Raw genomic sequence first — 22,851 nt, 5'->3', positions numbered from 1 at the left:
GAGGACGAGTATTCCATGCGAAGTTTCTTTGTCCGGTTCATCTCAATCGGCGTGTTGTTCCATTTGTATGTCGGGCTGCGGATCATTCCCGACGCCTTCGCGTCGCCGCTCGCGCGCACGATCGCGGCGCTCGTGCTGGCGAGCTTCGTCGTGCTGATCCCGGTCGGCATGTTCTCGCGCCGCTTCGACGAAGGCTGGGCCGCGACGCTGGCCGGCTGGGTCGGCTCGCTCGTGATGGGTTTCTTCTCGTCGCTGCTGGTGCTGACGTTCCTGCGCGAGCTGGTGCTGCTCGGTGTCGTCGCATGGCGGCATCTGGGGCATGACGGCGCATGGAGCGGCGCGGCATCCGACACGGCGCTCGGCGTGCTGGCGGGCGCGGTGCTGGTGAGCGCGATCGGCTTCGTCGGCGCGCGCCGCACGGCGGCGGTCAAGCGCGTATCGATTCCGGTCGACGGGCTGCCGGCCGCGCTTGATGGGCTGACGATCGTGCAACTGTCGGACATTCACGTCGGGCCGACGATCAAGCGCCCGTATATCGAGCGGATCGTGCGCGCGGTCAACGCGCTCGAGGCCGATCTCGTCGTCGTGACGGGCGACGTGGTCGACGGCTCGGTCAAGCGGCTGCGCGAGCACACGGCGCCGCTCGGCCGCATGCGGTCGCGGCACGGCAGCTTTCTCGTGACGGGCAACCACGAGTACTACGCCGGCGCGCACGCATGGATCGACGAGTTCCGGCGGATCGGGTTGACGGTGCTGCTCAACGAGCACGTGCTGATCGAGCACGACGGCGCGCGCGCGGTGCTCGCGGGCGTCACCGATTTCACGGCGGGCGGGTTCGATCCCGCGCATCGCAGCGACCCCGAGCAGGCGCTGGCGGGCGCGCCGCGCGACGTCGCGACGAGGATCCTGCTCGCGCACCAGCCGCGCAGCGCGGAAGCGGCGAGCCGCGCCGGTTTCACCGTGCAGCTGTCCGGCCATACGCACGGCGGCCAGTTCTTGCCGTGGCCGCCGTTCGTGCGCCTGCAGCAGCCCGTGATCGGCGGGCTGAACCGGTTCGGCGCGATGTGGCTCTATACCAGCCGCGGCACCGGCTACTGGGGGCCGCCGAACCGCTTCGGCGTCCCATCCGAAATCACGCTGATCCGGTTGGCGCGCGGCAGCTAGCGCGTGTCAGACGATGTGCGCGATATCGTCGAAATCGAAGCGCGGCCCACGCGGGAACAGGCCCGCCGGGTCGCCGTAGCCGAGATTCACGAGGAAGTTGGTGCGGATCGCGGTGCCAGCGAAGAATTCGGCATCGACCTTCGCGGCGTCGAAACCCGACATCGGGCCCGCATCGAGGCCGAGCGCGCGCGCGGCGAGGATCAGGTACGCGCCCTGCAGCGACGAGTTGCGGAATGCGGTGGCCTCGATCAGCGCGTCGTTGCCCGCGAACCAGCTGCGCGCGTCGGCATGCGGGAACAGGCGCGGCAGGTGCTCGTGGAACGCGAAGTCCATGCCGACGATCACGGTGACGGGCGCGGCCATCGTCTTCGCGAGATTGCCTGCGGACAGCGCCGGTTTCAGGCGCGCCTTCGCTTCGGGCGACTTGACGAACACGAAGCGCGCGGGGCTTGAGTTCGCCGACGTCGGGCCGAATTTCGTCAGGTCGATCAGCCGGTGCAGCAGCGCGTCGTCGACAGGTTTGTCCTGCCAGGCGTTGTGCGTGCGCGCCGTGAGGAACAGCTGGTCGAGGGCGGAATCGGAGAGCGTCATGGTGGGTCCGGGAAGAATTCGGCCGGGTCGCGCCGGCCGGCATTGCGGGAGAAGGCAGCGCGCTGGATAAGGGCGCGCCGCGACACGGCGCGATGATAGCGTGGCGCGCGAAAACGCATGGGCTTCGCGATCGGCGATTCAGGCGCGCGGGCGTGTCACGCGCCGGAATGACAGCGCATGGCGGCGCGCGTCGCCGTTGGCTACCATGCAGACATGGTTCGCCTGCATCGTTCATTTGCTGCCTGGTCCCGACATGTCGACACCCGATCTTTTCGCCGATTCGCCCGTGCCCGACGTGGACTGGTACCCCGACTGGCTCGCGCCGGCCGATGCCGATCGCGTGCTGGCCGCGCTGATCGACGAGGTCGCGTGGCGGCAGGACACGATCCGCACGCCGCGCGGCCGCATTCCGCTGCCGCGGCTCACCGCGTGGCAGGGTGAGCCCGACGCCGTCTACGTGTATTCGGGGATTCGCAACGTGCCCGCGCCATGGACGCCGGCCGTGCTCGACCTGAAGCGCGCGGTCGAGGCGACCAGCGGTGCGCGTTTCAACAGCGTGCTGCTCAACCGTTATCGCAACGGGCAGGACAGTCTCGGCTGGCATGCGGACAACGAGCCGGAGCTCGGCGATGCGCCGGTGATCGCGTCGGTGAGCCTCGGCGCGATGCGCGTGTTCGACCTGCGTCATCGTGCGACCGGCGTCGTGCATGCGTACCGGTTGACGCACGGCAGCCTGCTGGTGATGCGCGGCCGCACGCAGGCCGAATGGCAGCACCGCGTGCCGAAGGCGCCGGCCGTGCAGGGCGAGCGGGTCAACCTGACGTTCCGGCGCGTGGTGTCGGCGGGGGCGGGCCGGTAGCGATGCTGATCGGCCGGCTCGGTCGCCCGGGGTCGCGACCCGTTTTTCAACCGATCCGGGCAATCGGTCGTCCATGCGGCACGTTGCCGCACGCGTGGTATGCCGTGCTGCGGGAATCCGGCTGTGAGGCCCGTGCTATATGGGTTTCAGTTGGATTTCATCGACCGTCCGGTTCCGATAGGCAAGTGTAAGCCCTGATGGTGCGTCGCAACATTCCTTGACTAGACTGTCGAATGGTAGAAACGCGTCGCGAGGCGGCGCATCTTTTCGACATGCCCGGCGCGTCGCCGATGCGACATGCAGGGCAGGAGCACAACCCGTGACCGTACTGGACTCATCCCTCGAACCCTCGCTGCACGTCTTCGAACAAGACGGCGGATGGCAATGGGCGCTGACGGTGAAGCGGGCGTCCGGCGTCGGTGTGAAAGTCGTTGCATTCAGCACGGAAGGCTTTCACGGCGAAGCCGACGCGTACGCCGCCGGCCAGCTCGCGCGCGCCGAATATGACGACGCCGTGACGGCCTGACGTCGCGTCGCGCCGATCCCGTGCGCGGATCGGTGCGGTCGTTCGTCTGCACGCGTTTTTCCTGTTCGTTTTCCCTCCATCCGACTTGCCCGAATCGATCCGCATGCGACATCGCGTGCGGTGCGTTCGCGTTTGCCCATCGCTCGCCGCCAGCCGACACACCCCGACGTTCCGGTGGGCAGTCCTGTCTATCGCTGTTATCCTTTCGATCGCATCAGGCTATATGACAGTCCGGCTGTCCGGCCGGGCGCGCCGGGCTGTCGGCCGCCTGCGCCGGATCGTGTTGATCCGGTCCGGTCGAAAATCCATAATCAAGCATTGCGGGTCATTCGTGAACGCTTCCATTCCGTCCATGTGCACAGGGTCAATCCAACGATGAGCGGCGCATCGAAACCGCCGGCGAAGCCGGCACGCGCGCCGCGCGCGACGGTCGGCGACGACGTCGACCACAACGCGTCGAAGCAGGGCGCAGGCGACGACGAATCGTCCGGCGGCGCGTCGTCGTATCTGGTGCCGGGCCTCGAACGCGGGCTGCGGATCCTCGCCGAATTCTCGGCGCGCGAGCCGGTGCTCGGCGCGCCCGAGCTGTCGAAGCGCATCGGCATCCCGCGCACGACCACCTTCCGCCTGCTGCAGACGCTCGAAGCGCTCGGCTTTCTCGAGCGCGTGAACGGCGACCGCTATTTCCGGCTCGGCGTCGGCGTGCTGCGGCTCGGCTTCGAATATTTGAATTCGCTGGAGCTGACCGATCTCGGCACACCCGTGCTCGAACGGTTACGCGATGCGACGGGCCTGTCGACGCACCTGCTGATCCGCGACCAGCGCGATGTCGTGTTCGTCGCGAAGGCGCAGAGCAACACGTCGATGTTCGGTTCGGTGAAGGTGCACGTCGGCACGCGGCTGCCCGCGCACGCGACCGTGCACGGCCACGTGCTGATGGGCGACCTCACGCGTGATGCGCTGCGCCAGCTCTATCCGGAAAAGCGGCTCGAACAGTTCACCGAGCGCACGCCGGGCACCGTCGATGAGTTGTACGAGCGCGTGCGTCACTACGCGCGGCTCGGCTACGCGGTCAGCGAGGCCGCATTCGAGAGCGGCATTTCGGCCGTGACGGCACCCGTGCGCGACCATTCGGGCGCGATCGTCGCGGCGATTACCGCAACGGTGCCGCGCTCGGAGATCGGCGAGGCCGGCGAGAAGGAGCGGCTCGTCGAAGCGGTGTGCGGCGCGGCGGTCGACCTGTCGCAGCGGTTGAACTACCGGCCGCTCGAAAGCGACCCGACGTTCGCGCACGCGCGCCACCGGGTCGCGATGTTCTGACCGATCGAGCGAGCCGCGTCGCGCGGCTTTGCCAATAGCGAACGAAAAGAGCAGCCCGCGGGCTGCTCTTTTCGTTTCCGGCCTCGGGCGCATGCGCCCGTCGCCGCTCAGAACGAGTGGTGGATGCCGGTTAGCACGATCACCTGGTTCGCGGTGCTCGACGTGCCGGCCGTGAAGAATGCGGCCTTCGCGCCGCCCGAACCGTGCTCGTACAACACGTTCGCATACAGCTGCGTGCGCTTGGACAGCGAATAGATGTCGCCGAGTTCGACCTGCGTCCAGCGGCGGCCGGCCAGCGTCGTGGTCGCCGCGCCGCCCGCGATCGTGTTGAACGCGCTGCTGCGGTAGTTCACGCCCGCGTCGTAGCTCTGGAACGTGTCGGAAAACCCGTTCGACTGCATCTTCGTGCGCGTGTAGAGGCCGTGCACGAGGAAGTCGCCGAACTGGTAGGACGCGCCCGCGCCGATGTTCTCGACCTTGTTCGCGATGTAGCCGTTCGCGGTGTTCTGCCCCTGGAACGACGTGATGCCCGTCTGGCTGATCAGGATCGAGCGGTCGTGCTCGTTCGAGTAGACGGCCGACGCCTTGAACGGCCCGTTCGCATAGTTCAGCGCGACGCCGACCGACTTGCCGGTCGAGAAGTTCGTCGTGTTGCCGAGCGCCATCGCCGCCGCGGCCGAGAAGCCGGCGAAGCTCGGTGAGCGGTACTTGACCGCGTTGTTGTACGGCACGTTGCCGGTCGCGGCGAGCCCGTCGATGTTGCCCGGGTGGAACGCATACCAGCTCATCGCGAGGTATGCGGTGCTGAGCGGGTCGAGATAGTCGAACGTGAGCGGCGTCTGGCGGCCGAGCGTCAGCGTGCCGTAGCGGTCCGAGCTGAGGCCGACGAACGCCGCGCGGTTCCAGATCGTGTTCGCGGTCGCGAACTGGCCGTTGTTCGTATAGAAGCCGTTTTCGAGCTGGAAGATCGCCGACAGGCCGCTGCCGAGGTCTTCCTTGCCTTTCAGGCCCCACCGATCGGGCTGCGTGTTGCCCTGGATCATCGCCCACTTTGCGTGGCCGCCGACGTTGTTCACATAGGCGACGCCGGCATCCATGCTGCCGTACAGCGTCACGCTGCTCTGTGCCCAGGCGCCCGACACCGCGCCCATTCCGATGATTGCTGCTGCTACCGCGTGCTTGACCATTTGATCTCCTGACTCTCCAGACCTGATGAGAAACGTGCCGTGGCGGCGGGCGCGGGGACGGCCGGCCGTCGCGCGTTCTTCACCACCGGGCGGGCATTTCGTGTGTTCCATACAAGGAACAGTGTGCCTCTGATGGAATGGAGTATAGAGGCGTCGTGCGCCGGATCAAAAATAAATTTATCGGGCCGGATGGGGGTGAGGACGATCCTCACCACGGGTTCGGTAATCCTGAAAAACCGACTTAAATCCCCGACATAAAAGAAAAAATCACATTTGATGAGAGAGGGTGAGGCGATCGCCGACCCGGCGGTCAGTATTTTCCCTAGGGCATGCAGCTTTTTGTTTTACTCGTGGAAAGTCGCTCCTATAATCACCATCCATAAACTGCTGTTCCGGGTATGGAACAAGCCCGGGGCGAACCGAGAGTCGATCAGAAGGAAGGGTGTGAGATGTCTGAACAATGGATTTGCGCCGGGCACGCCGGCGCGCTGTCGGAAGACATGCCGATCGAGTTCAAGCGGACCGACGGCGTCGAGATCGGGATCTACCGCGTCGGCGACGAGGTGTATGCGCTCGAGAACGTGTGTCCGCATGCGTACGCGCTGCTGACGCAGGGGTTCGTCGACGAAGGCACGGTCGAATGCCCGCTGCACGAGGCCGTATTCGACATCAAGACGGGTGAATGCCTGAAGGGCCCGGGCGGGCGCGCGCTGAAGCAGTACGCGGTGCGCCTTGCCGGCGAGGAAATCCAGATCAAGGTGGAATGACATGAAAGAAGCGACCGTCAACTTCAATCCCTTCCTGAAGCCGTGGGTGGCGCCGCAGCCGAACAACGTCGCCGGCAAGGGGCAGATCGAGATCCCCGGGCAGGTCGAGAACCAGGTCTGGCAGAACCGCAAGGCCGAGCCGACCCAGTACGAGAACGACCTTGGCGATGCGCTCGAACGCGTGTTCGAGAGCGGCGCGACGGAGCTGGACGATGTCGTCGCGGGCCTGAACCGCATCGGCTTCCGCGCGCCGGACGGCACGGCGTGGACACCCGAGCGCTTCCGCGCCGAAATGGCCTCGCTGGCGGAATGAGCGCGCGCGCCGCGTGACCGCCGACCCGACGACAACCGCATCCGGAGCACACTGATGACGTCCCCCGAACAATACGAAGTCCAACACGACCCGGTCCGCGACTATCTCGACCGCGGCATCAAGAACTACTGGTATCCCGTCGCCCCGAGCTGGCAGGTGTCGAACGCGCCCGTCGGCCTCACGCGCCTGTCCGAGCAGATCGTGCTGTGGCGCGATCACGAGGGCAAGGTCCACGCGCTGGAAGATCGCTGCCCGCACCGCGGCGCGCGTCTGTCGCTCGGCTGGAACCTCGGCGGCAACATCGCCTGCTGGTATCACGGCATCGAAGTCGACGGCGGCGGCACGGTCAACCGTGTGCCGGCGGTCGCGAACTGTCCGCTCGAAGGCACGAAGTGCGTGAAGTCGTATCCGGTCGAAGAGAAGGCCGGCGCGATCTTCCTGTGGTTCGGCGACGAAGCGCACGGCGAGCCGGTGCCGCTGAACCTGCCGGAAGAACTGGTCGCCGACGAATACGGCCACTTCCTGTGCGTGTCGAACTGGAAGTGCAATTACCAGTACGCGATCGACAACGTGATGGACCCGATGCACGGTGCGTACCTGCACGCGACGTCGCACTCGATGGCCGAAGGCGACAAGCAGGCCGAGATGCGCGTGCGCAAGACGGAAACGGGCCTGATGTTCGAGAAGATCGGCCAGCGCGACGTGAACTTCGACTGGGTCGAGCTCGGCGACACCGGCTGCCTGTGGATGCGCCTCGCGATTCCGTACAAGCAGAAGTTCGGCCCGGGCGGCAACTTCGGGATCATCGGCTTCGCGACGCCGGTCGACGGCGACAACTGCCAGGTCTACTTCTGGCGTACCCGCAAGGTCAGCGGCTGGCAGCGCGACGTGTGGCGCTTCATGTACCGCAACCGCCTCGAGGGCCTGCACTGGGACGTGCTCGAACAGGACCGCTACGTCCTCGAAAGCCTCGCGCCGCACGCGCGCGATCACGAATACCTGTACCAGCACGACGTCGGCATCACGCGCGTGCGCCGGATGCTGCGCCAGCGCGCGCAGGAACACCTTTCCGCGCTCGACGCGCACCGCGCGGCGCACGCCGCATCGGAGCCCGCGAATGGCTGAGTTCGCACCGGTCGTGTCGCTGCCGGGGCGCCGCGTGCTCGTCACGGGCGGTGCGCGCGGTCTCGGCGCAGCGTTCGTGAAGGCGCTGGTCGCGGCGGGCGCGCAGGTCGCGTTCGGCGACGTGCTCGCCGAAGAGGGCCGCGCGCTGGCGGCGCAGCTCGCGCAAGCCGGCCACACCGCGCACTTCTTCACGCTCGACCTGGCTGATCCGGCGAGCGTCACGGCTTTCGTCGCGCAGGGCGCGGCGGCGCTCGGCGGCGTCGATGCGCTGATCAACAACGCGGCGATCACGAACTCGGGCGGCAAGCTGTCGACGGAACTCGACGTGTCGACCTGGGATGCCGTGATGAACGTGAACGTGCGTGGCGTCTGGCTCGTCAGCAATGCGGCGCTGCCGTACCTCGCGCAGTCGGGCCGCGGCGCGATCGTGAACCTCGCATCGGACACCGCGCTGTGGGGCGCGCCGAAGCTGCTCGCGTACGTCGCGAGCAAGGGCGCCGTGATCGCGATGACGCATGCGCAGGCACGCGAGTTCGGCGCGCACGGCGTGACGGTCAACGCGATCGCGCCGGGGCTCACCGAAGTCGAGGCGACGGCCTATGTGCCGGCCGAGCGCCACGCGTTCTACATGCAGGGCCGCGCGCTGACGCGCGCGCAGGTGCCCGACGACGTGACGGGCCCCGTGCTGTTCCTGCTGTCGGACGGCGCGCGCTTCGTGACGGGTCAACTGCTGCCGGTGAACGGCGGCTTCGTAATGAACTGAATTGAAGTTTTTACTCTGAATGAAGGAGAGGACGATGGCGGACGCAGATCTCGAACGCAAGTCGTGGGACCAGCCGGAAGACGCAAGCTTCGGCGACTGGATGGAAGGGCGTGTCGCGCGCTACGCGACGCGGCGCTACGACTGGGATGCGCTGAAGTTCCAGGCCGACTACGACCCGAAGTATCGCCGTGCGCAGATGCGCTACGTCGGCACGGGCGGCACGGGCGTCGCGAAGGACGTCAACACGGTGCCGGCCGGCAACTTCACGTTCTCGACGATGGTCATCCCGGCCGGCAACATCGGCCCCAGCCACATCCACACCGACGTCGAGGAAATCTTCTTCGTGCTGCGCGGCAAGATGAAGGTGATCTGCGAGCGCGACGGCGAGAGCTGGGAAGCGATCCTCGGCGAGCGCGACCTGATCTCGGTGCCGCCGGGCGTGTATCGCACGGAAATCAACATCGGCGAGGAAGACGCGCTGATGTGCGTGATGCTCGGTTCGCCGAAGCCCATCACGCCGACGTATCCGCCGGATTCGCCGCTCGCGAAGATCAAGCGCTGAGACGGGGCGGAGCAAGCAATGAGTGTCATCGACAAACGTGAACGCGACCGCACCGCGGCGTTCGCCGCGCTGCTCGGGCAATTTCCCGAACAGCGCTGCGCGGCCGGCGCGGCGGGCACGATCGGTTATCGCGAGGCCGGCGCGCAGCATGCGGGCCGCGCGCTGCCCGTCGTGCTGCTGCACGGGATCGGCTCGGGCGCCGCATCATGGGTGCGCCTGCTCGACACGCTCGGCGCGTCGCGCCGCGTGCTCGCGTGGGATGCACCCGGCTACGGCGTGTCGACCCCCGTGCACGGCGCGTCGCCGGCGGCCGCCGATTACGCGGCGTCGCTGAACGCGTGGCTCGAGGCACTCGGCATCGAACGCTGCGTGCTGGTCGGGCATTCGCTCGGCGCGATCATCGCGGGCGGGTTGGCCCGCGTGATGCCCGCGCGAATCGCCGGCCTGCTGCTGATCTCGCCCGCGGGCGGCTATGGCAGCGCGCCCGCGGAAACGCGCGACACGCGCCGCGATGCACGCCTTGCGATGCTCGAGGAACTCGGCGCGGCCGGGCTTGCCGAGCAGCGCAGCGGCAACATGCTGTCGGGTTTCGCGAGCGAGGATGCGCGTGCATGGGTGCGCTGGAACATGGCGCGCATCGTGCCGGCCGGCTATGCGCAGGCCACGCATCTGCTGGCGAACGCCGATCTCGCGTCCGATCTCGCCGGGTTTCGCGGCCGCACGGCGGTGGCGGTCGGCGCGAACGACGCGATCACGCCGCCCGCCGCGTGCGAGCGGATCGCCGCGGCCGCGCACGTCGGGCTGCAGGTGATTCCGCAGGCCGGTCATGCGGGTTACGTGGAAGCGCCGGCGGTCTATTCGTCGCTGATCGACACGTTCTGCCGTCAATGCGACCGTCAACGGGGGCTGGAATGAGCGAACCGTTGCAACAACAACAGGATGCGGACACCGCGAAGTCCGAGGCCAACTACGTGGTGCCGGGTCTCGAACGCGGTTTGCGGATCCTCGCCGAATTCTCGCCGCGCGAGCCGGTGCTCGGTGCGCCGGAATTGTCCAAGCGCCTCGGCATTCCGCGCACGACGGTGTTCCGTCTGCTGCAGACACTCGAATCGCTCGGCTTTCTCGAGCGCGCGGACAAGGATCGCAATTACAAGCTCGGCATCGCCGTGCTGCGGCTCGGCTTCGAATACCTGAGCTCGCTCGAGCTGACCGATCTCGGCCTGCCGGTGATCGAGAGCCTGCGCGATGCGACTGGTTTCACGACGCACATCGTGATCCGCGACGGCCGCGACGTGGTGTTCGTCGCGAAGGCGCAGAGCCAGTCGCCGGTGTTCAGCTCGATTCGCGTGAACGTCGGCACGCGGCTGCCCGCGCATGCGACGACCCACGGCCACGTGCTGATGGGCGACCTGTCGCTGAAGGAACTGCGTGCGCTGTATCCGGAAGGCACGCTGAACCGGATGACGGGCGCGACGCCGGAATCGGTCGACGCGTTGTACGAAGTGATCCGCGAGGATGCGCTGCGCGGCTACGGCGTCAGCAATTCGTCGTTCGAGCGCGGCATCTCGGTGGTCACGGCGCCGGTGCGCAACGACACGCAGAGGATCGTCGCGTGCATCACGGTCACGGTGCCGCGACCGGAGATCGACGCGGCGCTGATCGCCGACGGGCTGATCGACAAGGTGCAGCGCGCGGCGGCGGAACTGTCGCGGCGGCTCAATTACCGCTCGGACGACGAGCACACGTTTCTCAAAGCATTAGGACTCCGATGATCCAGATCGATCTGACCGGGCAGGTGGCGGTGGTGACGGGCGGTTCGTCCGGCATCGGCCTCGCGACTGCCGAACGGTTCCTGCAGGCCGGCGCGTCGGTCGCGATTTGCGGCCGCGACGGTGAACGTCTCTCACGCGCCGAAGCGATGCTCGGCGAGAAATATCCGGGCGCGCAACTGCTCGCCGTGCGCTGCAACGTGCTCGACGAAGCCGACGTGGCCGCGTTCGCGCAAGCCGTGTCCGACCGCTTCGGCCGGGCCGACATGCTCGTCAATAACGCAGGCCAGGGCCGTGTGTCGACTTTCGCCGACACGACCGACGACGCATGGCGCGACGAGCTCGAACTGAAGTACTTCAGCATCATCCGCCCGACGCGCGCGTTCCTGCCGCTGCTGCGCGACGCTCAGGCGCCGACGATTACCTGCGTGAACTCGCTGCTCGCGCTGCAGCCGGAGCCGCACATGGTCGCGACGTCGTCGGCGCGTGCGGGCGTGCTGAGCCTCGTGAAGTCGCTCGCGACCGAACTGGCACCGCAGCGCATCCGCGTGAACTCGATCCTGATCGGCATCGTCGAGTCGGGTCAGTGGCGCCGCCGCCACGAAGCACAGGCGCAAGCCGGCGAAAGCTGGGAGGACTGGACGGGCGCGCTCGCCCGCAAGAAGAACATTCCGCTGAACCGCTTCGGCAAGCCCGACGAGGCAGCCTGGGCACTTTTTTATCTCGCAACGCATCTGTCGTCCTATACGACGGGCAGCCATATCGACGTTTCTGGAGGCTTTGCACGCCATGTCTAAAAAAACCACGGTTGGCGAGCTGATTGCCGCCTTTCTCGAGCAGTGCGACGTCAAAACCGCATTCGGTGTCATCTCGATCCACAACATGCCGATCCTCGACGCGATCAACTCGCGCGGCAACATCCGGTATGTCGGCGCGCGCGGTGAAGCGGGCGCGGTGAACATGGCCGACGGCCTGGCCCGCGTGTCGGGCGGCCTCGGCGTCGCGTTCACGAGCACGGGCACGGCGGCGGGCAACGCGGCCGGCGCGATGGTCGAGGCGCTGACGGCCGGCACCGCGCTGCTGCACATCACGGGGCAGATCGAGACGCCGTACCTCGATCAGGATCTGGCGTACATCCACGAAGCGCCGGACCAGCTCACGATGCTCGACGCGATCTCGAAGGCCGCGTTCCGCGTGCGCACGGTCGAGACCGTGCTGCCGACGATTCGCGAAGCCGTGCGCATCGCGCAGACCGCGCCGACGGGCCCCGTGTCGGTCGAGATCCCGATCGACATCCAGGCCGCCGAAATCGAATGGCCGGAAGACCTCGCACCGGCACATGTCGCGGTGCGCGAGCACGACGACGCACGCGTCGCGAAGCTCGCCGACGCGCTGGCGGCCAAGCGCCGTCCGCTGCTGTGGCTCGGCGGCGGCGCGCGCCATGCACGTGCGGAAGTCGAACGCCTGGTGAAGCTCGGCTTCGGCGTCGTGACGAGCGTGCAGGGCCGCGGCGTGCTGCCGGAAGATCACCCGGCGACGCTCGGCGCGTTCAACGTGCATGCGTCCGTCGAAGCGTTCTACAAGACCTGCGACGCGCTCGTCGTGGTCGGCTCGCGCCTGCGCGGCAACGAGACGCTGAAGTACAAGCTCGCGCTGCCGCAACCGTTGTTCCGCGTCGATGCCGACGCGCTCGCCGACAACCGCGGCTATCGCAACGAGCTGTTCGTGCACGGCGATTCGAAGCGCGTGCTGGCCGAGCTGGCCGATCGCCTCGAAGGCCGCCTGTCCGTCGATCCGCAGTTCGCGGCCGATCTCGCGGCGGCGCGCGAGCAGGCCGTCGCCAGCGTGGCGGAAGGCCTCGGGCCGTACAAGAAGCTGGTCGACACGCTGCAGGGCGCGGTGGGCCGCGACTACAACTGGGTGCGCGACGTGACGATCTCGAACAGCACGTGGGGCAACCGCCTGCTGAAGATCTTCGAACCGCGCGCGGGCGTGCATGCGCTCGGCGGCGGCATCGGCCAGGGCATCCAGATGGGCATTGGCGCGGCGCTGGCCGGCTCGGCGGCGAAGACGGTCTGCCTGGTCGGCGACGGCGGCCTGATGGTCAACGTCGGCGAGCTCGTGACGGCCGTGCAGGAAAACGCGAACGTGATGATCGTGCTGATGAACGACCAGTGCTACGGCGTGATCCGCAACATCCAGGACGCGCACTACGGCGGCCGCCGCTGCTTCGTGCAGCTGCACCAGCCCGATTTCGCGCAGTTCTGCGCGAGCTTCGGCCTCACGCACTACCGGATCACGTCGCTCGACCAGGCGGAAGCGATCGTGCGCGAAGGGATCGCGAAGGAAGGGCCGGTGATGGTCGAAGTCGACATGCTGTCGGTCGGCTCGTTCGCCTCGAACTTCGCGGGCCCGCCGGTGAAGAAGGAAGCGCCGTCGGAGCGCCAATATGCATAACGGCCAGGGACACGGGCATGCGCCCGTCGACGTCGCGATGATCGGCTTCGGCGCGATCGGTGCCGCCGTGTACCACGCGGTCGAGCACGATGCGTCGTTGCGCGTCGCGCACGTGATCGTGCCCGAGCACCAGCGCGACGCGGTGCAGCGTGAGCTCGGCGGTGCGGTGGAAGTCGTGTCGTCGGTCGACGCGCTGGCCCGCCGCCCCGAGTTCGCGCTCGAATGCGCGGGCCACAGCGCGCTCGTCGATCACGTCGTGCCGTTGCTGAAGGCCGGCACCGACTGCGCGGTCGCATCGATCGGCGCGTTGTCCGATCTCGCGCTGCTCGACGTGCTGTCGCAGGCCGCCGACGAGGGCGACGCGACGCTGACGCTGCTGTCCGGCGCGATCGGCGGGATCGACGCGCTGGCATCGGCGAAGCAGGGCGGCCTCGACGAGGTGCTGTACGTCGGCCGCAAGCCGCCGCTCGGCTGGCTCGGCACGCCTGCGGAGGAACTCTGCGACCTGCGTGCGATGACCGAAGAGAAAGTGATCTTCGACGGCACCGCACGCGACGCCGCGCGGCTGTATCCGAAGAACGCGAACGTCGCGGCGACGGTTGCGCTCGCGGGGCTCGGCCTCGACGCGACGCGCGTGCGCCTGATCGCCGATCCGGCCGTCGCGCGCAACGTGCACCGCATCACCGCACGTGGCGCATTCGGCGAGATGTCGCTCGAAATGAGCGGCAAGCCGTTGCCCGACAACCCGAAGACGTCCGCATTGACCGCGTACTGCGCGATCCGCGCGCTGCGCAACCGCGCGGCGCGGTGCGTGATCTGAGCGGACCTCCCGGCCAACACGGCCATTCGGGCCATTGAACGGCCGCCAGCGCCACGGCGCGGGCGGCTGCGCAGAGACAGATTTGTGGGACTTGTGACATGACTCCATTCGATACGAGCCTCGTACCCAACGGCGACATCCTGATCGGCGGCGAGTGGCGGCGCGGCCGCGGCGCACCTTACGCGAGCATCTATCCGGCCGACCAGTCGCTGAACATGGAAGTCTCGACGGCGGACGCGGAAGACGCGACCGAAGCCGTCGTGGCCGCCGACGCAGCGTGGCGTCGCGCCGACTGGGCCGGCCTCAAGCCGCACCAGCGCGCGCTCGTGCTGTACCGGATCGCCGACCTGATCATGCAGCGTCACGAGGCGCTCGCGAACCTGCAGCGCCGCGACAACGGCAAGCCGATCGGCGAGACGCGCGTGCTGGTGGCGAGCGCGGCCAACACGTTCCGCTATTTCGCGGCCTGCCTGGAAACGCTCGACGAGGAACTGACGCCGTCGCGCGGCGACTACCTGACGATGAGCGTGCACGAGCCGATCGGCGTGATCGCGGCGATCACGCCGTGGAACTCGCCGATCGCGTCCGACGCGCAGAAGCTCGCACCGGCGCTCGCCGGCGGCAATGCGGTGGTACTCAAGCCGGCCGAGGTCACGCCGCTCGTGTCGCTCGCGCTGGCCCGCATCTGCGAGGAAGCCGGTGTGCCGAAGGGCGTGCTGAGCGTGCTGCCGGGCAAGGGCTCGGTGATCGGCGACGTGCTGGTGCGTCATCCGCTCGTGAAGAAGGTGTCGTTTACCGGCGGCACCGAAGTGGGCCGCGGCATCGCGCGCATCGCGGCGGAAAAGCTGATGCCCGTGTCGCTGGAACTCGGCGGCAAGTCGCCGACGATCGTGTTCGACGACGCGGATCTCGATCACGCGGTCAACGGCGTGCTGTACGGCATCTTCAGCTCGTCGGGCGAGGCGTGCATCGCGGGTTCGCGCCTGTTCGTGCAGCGCGCCGTGTACGACGAATTCATGCAGCGGCTGGTGGCCGGCGCACGCAAGCTGCGCGTGGGCGACCCGACGCGGCCCGACACGCAGATGGGCCCGCTGATCACCGCGAAGCATCGCGAATCGGTGGAGCGCTACGTCGCGCTCGGGCTGGAAGAAGGCGGCCGCCTGCTGTGCGGCGGCGAGCGGCCGTCGGGCGACGGGCGCGAAGGCGGCTTCTTCTACCAGCCGACGATTCTCGAAGGCTTGTCGAACAGCGCGCGCATCTGCCAGGAAGAAATCTTCGGGCCGGTGCTGGTCGCGATGCCGTTCGACGACGAAGCGTCGCTGATCGCGCAGGCCAACGACAGCGTGTTCGGCCTCGCCGCCGGCATCTGGACGCGCGACTACAAGCGCGCATGGCGCATCGCGCGCGCGCTCGAGACGGGCACCGTCTGGATCAACACGTACAAGCTGTTTTCGATCTCCACGCCGTTCTCGGGCTGGAAGGAGAGCGGGATGGGCCGCGAGAAGGGCCGTCTCGGCATCCGCGAGTACATGCAGCAGAAGAGCCTCTACTGGGGCTTGAACGACGCGCCGCTGCCGTGGGCGAACTGAGCGAAGGGGAATGACGTAATGAGCATCTTGGGTATCGAGCAGATCACGTACGGTGTCGACGACCTCGCGACGTGCCGGCGCTTTTTCGCCGACTGGGGGCTGAAGGAGGTCGCGCACGACGACACGCGCGCACGCTTCGAGACGCTGAACGGCTGCACCGTGCTGGTCGTGAAGGCCGACGATCCGTCGCTGCCGCCCGCGTTCGAAGAGGGTCCGACACTGCGTGAAGTCACATGGGGCGTCGCGACGCGACAGGAAGTCGACGCGCTGCGCACGAAGCTGGCCGGCCAGCCCGGCTATTACGCGCAGGACGATGCCGTCGGCTGCATCGATCCGAACGGGATGGCGATCCGCATCGAGGTGACGCGCAAGCGCGCGCTCGACATCACCGGCTCGCCGTCGAACGTGTGGGGCCGGACGGTGCGGGTCGACCAGCCGAGCCCGATCTATGCACGCGCGGAGCCGGTCGAGGTCGGCCACGTCGTGTTCTTCACGAACTGCCTCGACGCGCAGGAAAAGTTCTATCACGAACTGCTCGGCTTCGAGACGTCGGACCGCTATCCGGGCCGCGGCGCGTTCATGCGCTGCGCGCCGCACGGCGGCCACCATGACCTGTTCCTGCTCGCGCTGCCGAACGGCAAACGCGGCCTGAACCACGTCGCGTTCACCGTGCGCGACATCCACGAAGTGTTCGGCGGCGGCATGCACATCGACCGCTGCGGCTGGGAAACGCAACTCGGCCCGGGGCGTCACCCGGTGTCGTCCGCGTATTTCTGGTACTTCCAGAATCCGGCCGGCGCGCTGATCGAGTACTACGCGGACGAGGACGTGCTGACGCCCGAGTGGCAGCCGCGCGAATTCGAACCGGGCCCGACCGTGTTCGCCGAATGGGCCGTCGACGGCGGCCTCGACGGCAACACGCGCCGGCAGAAGAACGCGAAGGCGCCGGAAGGCAAGTTCATGACGGAGCGCAAATCATGACCGAAGCGAATACGCAGGAGCCGGCCGCGCCGGGCACGGTCGTCGTGATCGGCGGCGGCCAGGCTGCCGGCTGGGTGCTGAAGACGCTGCGCGCGGAAGGGTTCGCCGGCCGCCTCGTGATGATCGCCGACGAGCCGCACCTGCCGTACGAGCGTCCGCCGCTGTCGAAGGCCGTGCTGGCCGGCGACGCCGACATCGAGACCGTGCGCGTCGTGCGTCCGGACGAATTCGATGCGCTGAACGTCGAGGCGTGGCAGCCGGAACGCGCGGCGTCGATCGACCGTGCGCGCCGCGTGGTGACAACCGAAAGCGGCCGCGAGATCGAATACGACCGTCTCGTGATCGCGACGGGCGGCACGTCGCGCCGCTTGCCCGATGCGATCGTGAGGACGCCGAACCTGCATTACCTGCGCACGCTCGACGAAGCGGCCGCGCTCGGCGAGAAGCTGCGTGCGAGCCAACGTGTGCTCGTGATCGGCGGCGGCTGGATCGGCCTCGAAGTCGCGGCGACCGCGCGCAAGCTCGGCGTCGAAGCGGTCGTCGTCGAAGGCGCGCCGCGGCTGTGCGGCCGCTCGGTGCCGCAGATCGTATCGGACTTCCTGCTCGACCTGCACCGCACGAACGGTGTCGACGTGCGGCTCGGCGCGGCGCTCGCGTCGCTCGACGCGCAGCCGGACGACGCAACGAAGGTGCGCGCGACGCTCGCCGACGGCACGACGATCGACGCCGATTTCGCGGTGGCCGGCATCGGTCTCGCGCTGAACGCGACGCTGGCGAGCGACGCGGGGCTGGCGATCGACGACGGCATCGTGGTCGACGAATTCGGCGCGACCAGCGACCCGGCGATCTTCGCGTGCGGCGACGTCGCGAACCATCACAACGGCTGGCTGAAGCGGCGCGTGCGGCTCGAATCGTGGGCGAACGCGCAGAACCAGGCGATCGCGGCCGCGAAGGCCGTGCTCGGCGTGCGCGCGCCGTACGCGGAGATTCCGTGGTTCTGGTCCGATCAGTACGACGTGAACCTGCAGATCCTCGGCGATCTGCCGGCCGATGCGCAGCTCGTCGTGCGCGGCGATCTTGCCGCGCGCCGCGCGACGCTGTTTTTCCTTGGCGACGGGCATGTGAGAGGTGTCATCGCCATCAACAACGCACGCGAGCTGAAGCTCGCGCGCAAGTGGATGAACCAGGGCCGGGCAGTGGACACGGAAGCCCTGGCGGACACGACCAAAGCGCTTGCCTGACCGGCCAAGACCGCCAAAAGATCCAGGAGACACCCCGCATGAGCACTTTCGACAACGTCGTGGCCGGCAGGGCCACGACGGAAGCTGCCGCCTCCACGCCCGGCGCGATCATCGCGCGGCTCGAGCGGCTTCCGGCCAACGCGATGCAGATCCGCGCGCGCGTGCTGATCGGCACCGCGACGTTCTTCGACGGCTTCGACGTGATCACGATCGCGGCGACGCTGCCGCTGCTGATCCACAAGTGGGGGCTGTCGCCGACGCAGATCGGCATGCTGATCGCGTCCGGCGCGATCGGCCAGCTGATCGGCGCATTCCTGTTCCCCGCGCTCGCGGAGAAGCATGGCCGCGTGAAGGCGATCGCGTGGAGTTCCGCCGTGATCGGCATCACCAGCATCGCGTGCGGTTTCGCGCCGACGTTCGAGGTGTTCGTGCTGCTGCGAATCCTGCAGGGGCTTGGTCTCGGCGGCGAACTGCCGGTCGCGGCCACGTACATCAACGAGATCACGCGTGCACACGGCCGCGGCCGCTTCGTGCTGTTGTATGAAATCGTGTTCCCGATCGGCCTACTGGTGTCGATGGCGCTCGGCGCATGGCTCGTGCCGCGGTTCGGCTGGGAAATCATGTACTTCGTCGGCGGGCTGCCGCTGATCCTCGCGCTGGTGCTCACGCGTCTCGTGCCGGAATCGCCGCGCTGGCTCGCGTCGCGCGGGCGGCTCGCGGAAGCCGGGCGCGCGGTCGGCGTGTTCGAATCGTCGGTGCGCGGCGAACTCCCGCCGGTCACGCAGGTGGCCGCGTACGACGAGATGGTGCGCCAGCACCCGAAGCGCCGGATGAGCGACCTGTTCAGCGCCGCGTATCGCAAGCGCACGCTCGCGGTGGCGACGCTGTGGGCGACCTGCGGGTTCATCCAGTACGGGCTGTCCACGTGGCTGCCGACGATCTACAAGAACTTCTATCACGCGCCGCTGCAGCTCGCGCTGAATCTCGCGGTGATCGGCTCGGTGATGGGCGTACTCGGTTCGCTGGCGTCCGCGCTGCTGGTCGACAAGCTGGGCCGCAAGCCGGTGATCGTATGGTCGTTCGTGCTGTGCGCGCTGTCGCTGGCGCTCGCGGGCTTCTATCACGCGTCGTCGGTGTACGTCGTCGCGATCTTCTGCTCGCTGTCGCTGGGGCTGATGGCATCGGGCTTCATCACCGCGTACGTCTATACGCCGGAACAGTATCCGACGAGCATCCGCGCGTCGGGCTGCGGGCTCGGCAGCGCGTGGCTGAAGATCGCGTCGTTCGCGGCGCCGATGATCGTGCCGCACGCGATCATCGGCGGCAATCTCGGGCCGGCGTTCTACCTGATCGGCATCGTGCCGCTGATCGCGGCCGTGACCGTCCATCTCGTCGGGATCGAGACGAAGGGGAAGGTGCTCGAAGCGCTGGAAGCGTAAGCGCGGCCGGCAGTGTCGGTTGACGTGGAAGGCCCGGACGATGTCCGGGCCTTCTTGTTTTCGGGCGATCCGTCGTGCGGTGCGAACGAATGCCGCATCCGCTCGTGCGCCGGGCGGACTAGAGTCGAACGGTGGCGGACGCAACGATACCGGGAAGACGACGAACGATGGCCAAGAAATTTCCGCTGCATCCCAACCATCCGGAGCGGATCTGCTGGGGATGCGACAACTACTGCCCGACGCATGCGATGCGTTGTGGCAACGGCTCCAGCCGGACCCAGCACCCGTGCGAACTGCTCGGCGAAGACTGGTATCGATACGGCGACTGGGGCATCGACTGCGCGGACGACGAAAGCGACGAGGCCACCGCGGCGCCGGCCGACGGACAGCCGTAGCGACAAGTTGTCCCACCGCGTGCGCGCGGTTTCTTGATCTGCGTCACGGTGGCCGACGGTGCGCCGAAACATCATGAAAAAGATGCATAAAGCACGCATCTTGAAGCGGGCGAGATGCCTGGCGGCCCGGAACACGTTTCGCGCCGCCGTTCGCGCCGACCCGCGCCCCCCATGATCGAGAAAGGAGAGCACCGTGTTTTGCTATCAATGCGAACAGACCGACCGGACCGGCGCACGGCCCGGTTGCGCATCGGCGAAGGGCAACTGCGGCAAGGACGAGACGACGGCCGACTTGCAGGACCTGCTGGTCCATGCCGTGAAGGGCATCGCGCAGTACGCCGCGATCGCACGCACGATGGGCGAGCCCGATCGCGACGCCGACCGGTTCGTGCTGTACGCGATGTTCACCACGCTGACCAACGTGAACTTCCATGCGGCGCGCTTCGTCGCGCTGCTGCGTGAAGCGGCGCAGACGCGCGATCGCGTGAAGGCCGCGTGCGAAGCGCACGCACGGGCCGCGGGCACGCCCGTGCCGGTGCTGACGGGGCCGGCCGCGTGGCAGCCGGCGGACGATCTGGCCGGCTTGCTGAAGCAGGCGGCGACCGTCGGCATCGACGCGGGCCTCGATACCGTGGGCGCGGATATCGTCGGGCTGCGCGCGCTGGTGCTGTACGGACTGAAGGGCGTGTGCGCGTATGCGCATCATGCGAAGGTGCTCGGCTACGAACGTGACGACATCTACGAGGGCGTCGACGCGGCGCTCGCGTTTCTCGCGGGCAATCCCGCCGACATCAACGCGCTGCTCGCGCAGGCGCTCGATCTCGGCCGGCTGAACCTGACGGTGATGGAACTGCTCGACAACGCGAACACCGGCCGCTTCGGCGCGCAGCAGCCGACCGCCGTGCGCGTGTCGCCGGTGGCAGGCAAGGCGATCCTCGTGTCGGGCCACGATCTCGGCGATCTGCATGCGTTGCTCGAACAGACGGCGGGCACCGGCATCCAGGTCTATACGCACGGTGAAATGCTGCCGGCGCATGCTTATCCGGCGCTGAAGGCGTTCCCGCATCTGGCCGGCAACTATGGCGGCGCGTGGCAGGATCAGCAGAGCGACTTCGCGCATTTCCCCGGACCGATCCTGATGACGTCCAACTGCATCATCGAGCCGCTGCCGCAATACCGGCAGCGGATCTTCACGACGGGGCCGGTCGGCTGGCCGGGCGTGCGGCATCTCGAACATCACGATTTCTCGACGCTGATCCGTGCCGCGCTGGCGCTGCCCGGGTTCCCGGCCACCGCGCCGGAGGAGACGATCACGGTCGGGTTCGGCCGGCATGCGGTGCTGGGCGTCGCAAACAAGGTGATCGACGCGGTGAAGGCCGGGCAGATCCGCCACTTCTTCCTGATCGGCGGCTGCGACGGCGCGGCGCCGGGCCGCAACTACTACACGGCGTTCGCGGAACAGGCACCCGACGATACGGTCGTGATGACGCTCGGCTGCAACAAGTACCGGTTCAACCGGCACGCGTTCGGCGATATCGGCGGCATTCCGCGCCTGCTCGATGTCGGGCAGTGCAACGACAGCTATTCGGCGATCCGGATCGCGACCGCGCTCGCCGATGCGTTCGAATGCGGCGTGAACGACCTGCCGCTGTCGCTCGTCATCTCGTGGTTCGAACAGAAGGCGGCGGCCGTGCTGCTGACGCTGCTCGCGCTCGGCATCCGCAACATCCGGCTCGGACCGACGCTACCGGCGTTCGTCACGCCGGGCGTGCTCGCGGTGCTGGTCGATCAGTTCGGGATCCAGCCGATCGGCGACGCGGGTGCGGACCTGGCCGCGGCGCTCGCGCGTCGGGCTGCGTGAGCGGGACGGTTCGATGAGCTACCGGATCGAGATCACGACGCGCGACGGCGCGCCGTTCCGCTTCGACTGCGAGCCCGGCCAGGATCTGCTCGCGGCGGCGGCGCAGGCCGACATCACGCTGCCGTCGCAATGCCGGCGCGGCAGTTGCGGCGCCTGCCAGGCGACCGTCGTCGACGGCCCGTACGAGATGCAGGCGCACAGCGCCGATGCGATGCCGGCCGGCCAGCACGGCGCGGTGCTGCTGTGTCGGACGACGCCGCTCGGCGATCTGCGGGTCGCCGCGCCGTACGACCGCGCCAAGGTGCTGTTGCAGCCGGTGCCCGTGCGTAGCGCGCGGATCGTGGCGCTCGATACCATCGCGCGCGACACGATGCGGGTCGAGTTGCAGGTCGAGCCCGACGACGCGTTCGGCGCGGCGGCGGAATTCGAAGCCGGCCAGTTCGCGGAGCTGGAGGTGCCCGGCAGCGGCTTGCGCCGGCCGTATTCGCTCGCGAACACGAGCAACTGGGACGGCCGCCTGGAATTCCTGATCCGCCTGCGATCGGGCGGCTGGTTCTCGACTTATCTGCGCGAGCGCGCGCGGTCCGGCGACCCGCTGACCGTGCGCGTGCCGATGGGCGGATTCGGCCTGTTCGCGGACAGCCTGCGGCCACGCTGGTTCGTCGCGGGCGGCACGGGGCTCGCGCCGGTCCTGTCGATGCTGAGGCGCATGGCCGAGTATCAGGAGATGGGCGACGCGCGGCTGTTCTTCGGTGTCAATGAGGAAAACGAACTGTTCATGCTCGACGAGCTGGGGCGGCTACAGGCCGAGCTGCCGCAATTGCGGGTCGACCTGTGCGTATGGCGGCCGGGCGCGCAATGGGCCGGGTTCCGCGGGACACCGGTCGATGCGTTGCGCGGGGCGCTTGCGCAGGCCGAGGTGCTCCCGGATGTCTACGTGTGCGGGCCGCCGCCGCTCGTCGAGGGCGCGCGGGAAGTTGCCGTCGCCGCCGGCATACCGGATGCGCAGTTCGCGAGCGAGCGGTTCACTGCGTGATGCGAGCGCCGCGCGGTGCGGAGACGCAGGCGCGGCGTTTCGTCCATCCGGCAGGCGGCTGCTTGCCGGATTGCCGGGGCGAACGT

The 22,851-nt window shown here is 67.9% G+C and carries 23 protein-coding genes; 21 read left to right on the top strand and 2 right to left on the bottom strand.

All coding sequences use genetic code 11. From position 1 onward, the window contains the following. Positions 1-15: 15 nt before the first annotated feature. A complete protein-coding gene (locus DIE23_RS22545; RefSeq protein WP_124614168.1) occupies positions 16-1,164 on the top strand; it encodes a metallophosphoesterase in 1,149 nt (382 codons plus the stop codon). 6 nt (positions 1,165-1,170) lie between these two features. Here the strand turns inward: DIE23_RS22545 and DIE23_RS22540 are convergent, their stop codons facing one another. Then, positions 1,171-1,755 (bottom strand): malonic semialdehyde reductase, encoded by a 585-nt coding sequence (locus tag DIE23_RS22540; RefSeq protein WP_124614167.1) that lies wholly within the window; start codon positions 1,753-1,755, stop codon positions 1,171-1,173. A gap of 253 nt (positions 1,756-2,008) precedes the next feature. Here DIE23_RS22540 and DIE23_RS22535 point away from each other — a divergent pair, with 253 nt between their 5' ends. From DIE23_RS22535 to DIE23_RS22525, 3 genes are all read left to right on the top strand, one after another. Then, positions 2,009-2,614 carry an alpha-ketoglutarate-dependent dioxygenase AlkB gene (locus tag DIE23_RS22535; protein ID WP_124614166.1) on the top strand — a complete coding sequence of 202 codons (606 nt, stop codon included), beginning with the start codon at positions 2,009-2,011 and terminating at the stop codon, positions 2,612-2,614. A gap of 319 nt (positions 2,615-2,933) precedes the next feature. Continuing rightward, on the top strand, positions 2,934-3,140 hold the full coding sequence (locus tag DIE23_RS22530; protein WP_124614165.1) for a hypothetical protein: 207 nt from the start codon (positions 2,934-2,936) through the stop codon (positions 3,138-3,140). Between the two features lie 375 nt (positions 3,141-3,515). Next, complete coding sequence (locus tag DIE23_RS22525; protein ID WP_124614164.1) at positions 3,516-4,460, top strand: IclR family transcriptional regulator; 945 nt, start codon at positions 3,516-3,518, stop codon at positions 4,458-4,460. 107 nt (positions 4,461-4,567) lie between these two features. Here DIE23_RS22525 and DIE23_RS22520 read toward each other — a convergent pair whose 3' ends face one another. Further along, positions 4,568-5,647, bottom strand: a complete 1,080-nt coding sequence (locus tag DIE23_RS22520) for a porin (protein WP_124614163.1) — start codon at positions 5,645-5,647, stop codon at positions 4,568-4,570. A gap of 449 nt (positions 5,648-6,096) precedes the next feature. Between DIE23_RS22520 and DIE23_RS22515 the strand changes: the two genes are divergently transcribed. The 17 genes from DIE23_RS22515 (at position 6,097) to DIE23_RS22435 (ending at position 22,765) form a co-directional block, all read left to right on the top strand. After that, positions 6,097-6,414, top strand: a complete 318-nt coding sequence (locus DIE23_RS22515; protein WP_124614162.1) for a non-heme iron oxygenase ferredoxin subunit — start codon at positions 6,097-6,099, stop codon at positions 6,412-6,414. Position 6,415: 1 nt separating this feature from the next. After that, positions 6,416-6,727: a recombinase-like helix-turn-helix domain-containing protein gene (locus DIE23_RS22510; protein WP_059608472.1), complete on the top strand. Its 312-nt coding sequence runs from the start codon at positions 6,416-6,418 to the stop codon at positions 6,725-6,727. A 54-nt stretch (positions 6,728-6,781) separates the two neighbouring features. After that, on the top strand, positions 6,782-7,852 hold the full coding sequence (locus DIE23_RS22505) for an aromatic ring-hydroxylating dioxygenase subunit alpha (RefSeq protein WP_124614161.1): 1,071 nt from the start codon (positions 6,782-6,784) through the stop codon (positions 7,850-7,852). Then, a complete protein-coding gene (locus DIE23_RS22500; RefSeq protein WP_124614160.1) occupies positions 7,845-8,615 on the top strand; it encodes an SDR family oxidoreductase in 771 nt (256 codons plus the stop codon). Before DIE23_RS22505 ends, DIE23_RS22500 begins: the two co-directional genes overlap by 8 nt. Before the next feature lie 34 nt (positions 8,616-8,649). Further along, positions 8,650-9,177, top strand: a complete 528-nt coding sequence (locus tag DIE23_RS22495) for a cupin domain-containing protein (protein WP_124614159.1) — start codon at positions 8,650-8,652, stop codon at positions 9,175-9,177. A gap of 18 nt (positions 9,178-9,195) precedes the next feature. Beyond that, on the top strand, positions 9,196-10,092 hold the full coding sequence (locus tag DIE23_RS22490; RefSeq protein ID WP_124614158.1) for an alpha/beta fold hydrolase: 897 nt from the start codon (positions 9,196-9,198) through the stop codon (positions 10,090-10,092). Further along, positions 10,089-10,949 carry an IclR family transcriptional regulator gene (locus tag DIE23_RS22485; protein ID WP_124614157.1) on the top strand — a complete coding sequence of 287 codons (861 nt, stop codon included), beginning with the start codon at positions 10,089-10,091 and terminating at the stop codon, positions 10,947-10,949. The genes DIE23_RS22490 and DIE23_RS22485 overlap by 4 nt, the downstream gene beginning before the upstream one ends. Next, positions 10,946-11,743, top strand: coding sequence for an SDR family oxidoreductase (locus DIE23_RS22480; RefSeq protein ID WP_124614156.1), 798 nt, complete (start codon positions 10,946-10,948; stop codon positions 11,741-11,743). The genes DIE23_RS22485 and DIE23_RS22480 overlap by 4 nt, the downstream gene beginning before the upstream one ends. Next, complete coding sequence (locus DIE23_RS22475) at positions 11,736-13,403, top strand: thiamine pyrophosphate-binding protein (RefSeq protein ID WP_124614155.1); 1,668 nt, start codon at positions 11,736-11,738, stop codon at positions 13,401-13,403. Before DIE23_RS22480 ends, DIE23_RS22475 begins: the two co-directional genes overlap by 8 nt. Then, a complete protein-coding gene (locus DIE23_RS22470; RefSeq protein ID WP_124614154.1) occupies positions 13,396-14,223 on the top strand; it encodes an aspartate dehydrogenase in 828 nt (275 codons plus the stop codon). Before DIE23_RS22475 ends, DIE23_RS22470 begins: the two co-directional genes overlap by 8 nt. Before the next feature lie 98 nt (positions 14,224-14,321). Further along, entirely contained in the window at positions 14,322-15,812 is a 1,491-nt protein-coding gene (locus DIE23_RS22465; RefSeq protein ID WP_124614153.1) for an aldehyde dehydrogenase, read from the top strand. Between the two features lie 18 nt (positions 15,813-15,830). Beyond that, complete coding sequence (locus tag DIE23_RS22460; RefSeq protein WP_124614152.1) at positions 15,831-16,793, top strand: VOC family protein; 963 nt, start codon at positions 15,831-15,833, stop codon at positions 16,791-16,793. After that, a complete protein-coding gene (locus DIE23_RS22455; RefSeq protein ID WP_124614151.1) occupies positions 16,790-18,034 on the top strand; it encodes an NAD(P)/FAD-dependent oxidoreductase in 1,245 nt (414 codons plus the stop codon). The genes DIE23_RS22460 and DIE23_RS22455 overlap by 4 nt, the downstream gene beginning before the upstream one ends. 38 nt (positions 18,035-18,072) lie before the next feature. Next, complete coding sequence (locus DIE23_RS22450; protein ID WP_124614150.1) at positions 18,073-19,473, top strand: MFS transporter; 1,401 nt, start codon at positions 18,073-18,075, stop codon at positions 19,471-19,473. 167 nt (positions 19,474-19,640) lie between these two features. Then, complete coding sequence (locus DIE23_RS22445) at positions 19,641-19,868, top strand: DUF3079 domain-containing protein (RefSeq protein ID WP_124614149.1); 228 nt, start codon at positions 19,641-19,643, stop codon at positions 19,866-19,868. A gap of 193 nt (positions 19,869-20,061) precedes the next feature. After that, positions 20,062-21,729, top strand: coding sequence for a hydroxylamine reductase (hcp, locus tag DIE23_RS22440; RefSeq protein WP_124614148.1), 1,668 nt, complete (start codon positions 20,062-20,064; stop codon positions 21,727-21,729). Between the two features lie 13 nt (positions 21,730-21,742). Then, positions 21,743-22,765: a 2Fe-2S iron-sulfur cluster binding domain-containing protein gene (locus tag DIE23_RS22435; RefSeq protein WP_124614147.1), complete on the top strand. Its 1,023-nt coding sequence runs from the start codon at positions 21,743-21,745 to the stop codon at positions 22,763-22,765. Positions 22,766-22,851 lie beyond the last annotated feature (86 nt).

This window comes from Burkholderia sp. Bp9143, from assembly GCF_003853645.1.
GTDB lineage: Bacteria > Pseudomonadota > Gammaproteobacteria > Burkholderiales > Burkholderiaceae > Burkholderia.
This window is presented reverse-complemented; position numbering and strand designations above follow the sequence as displayed.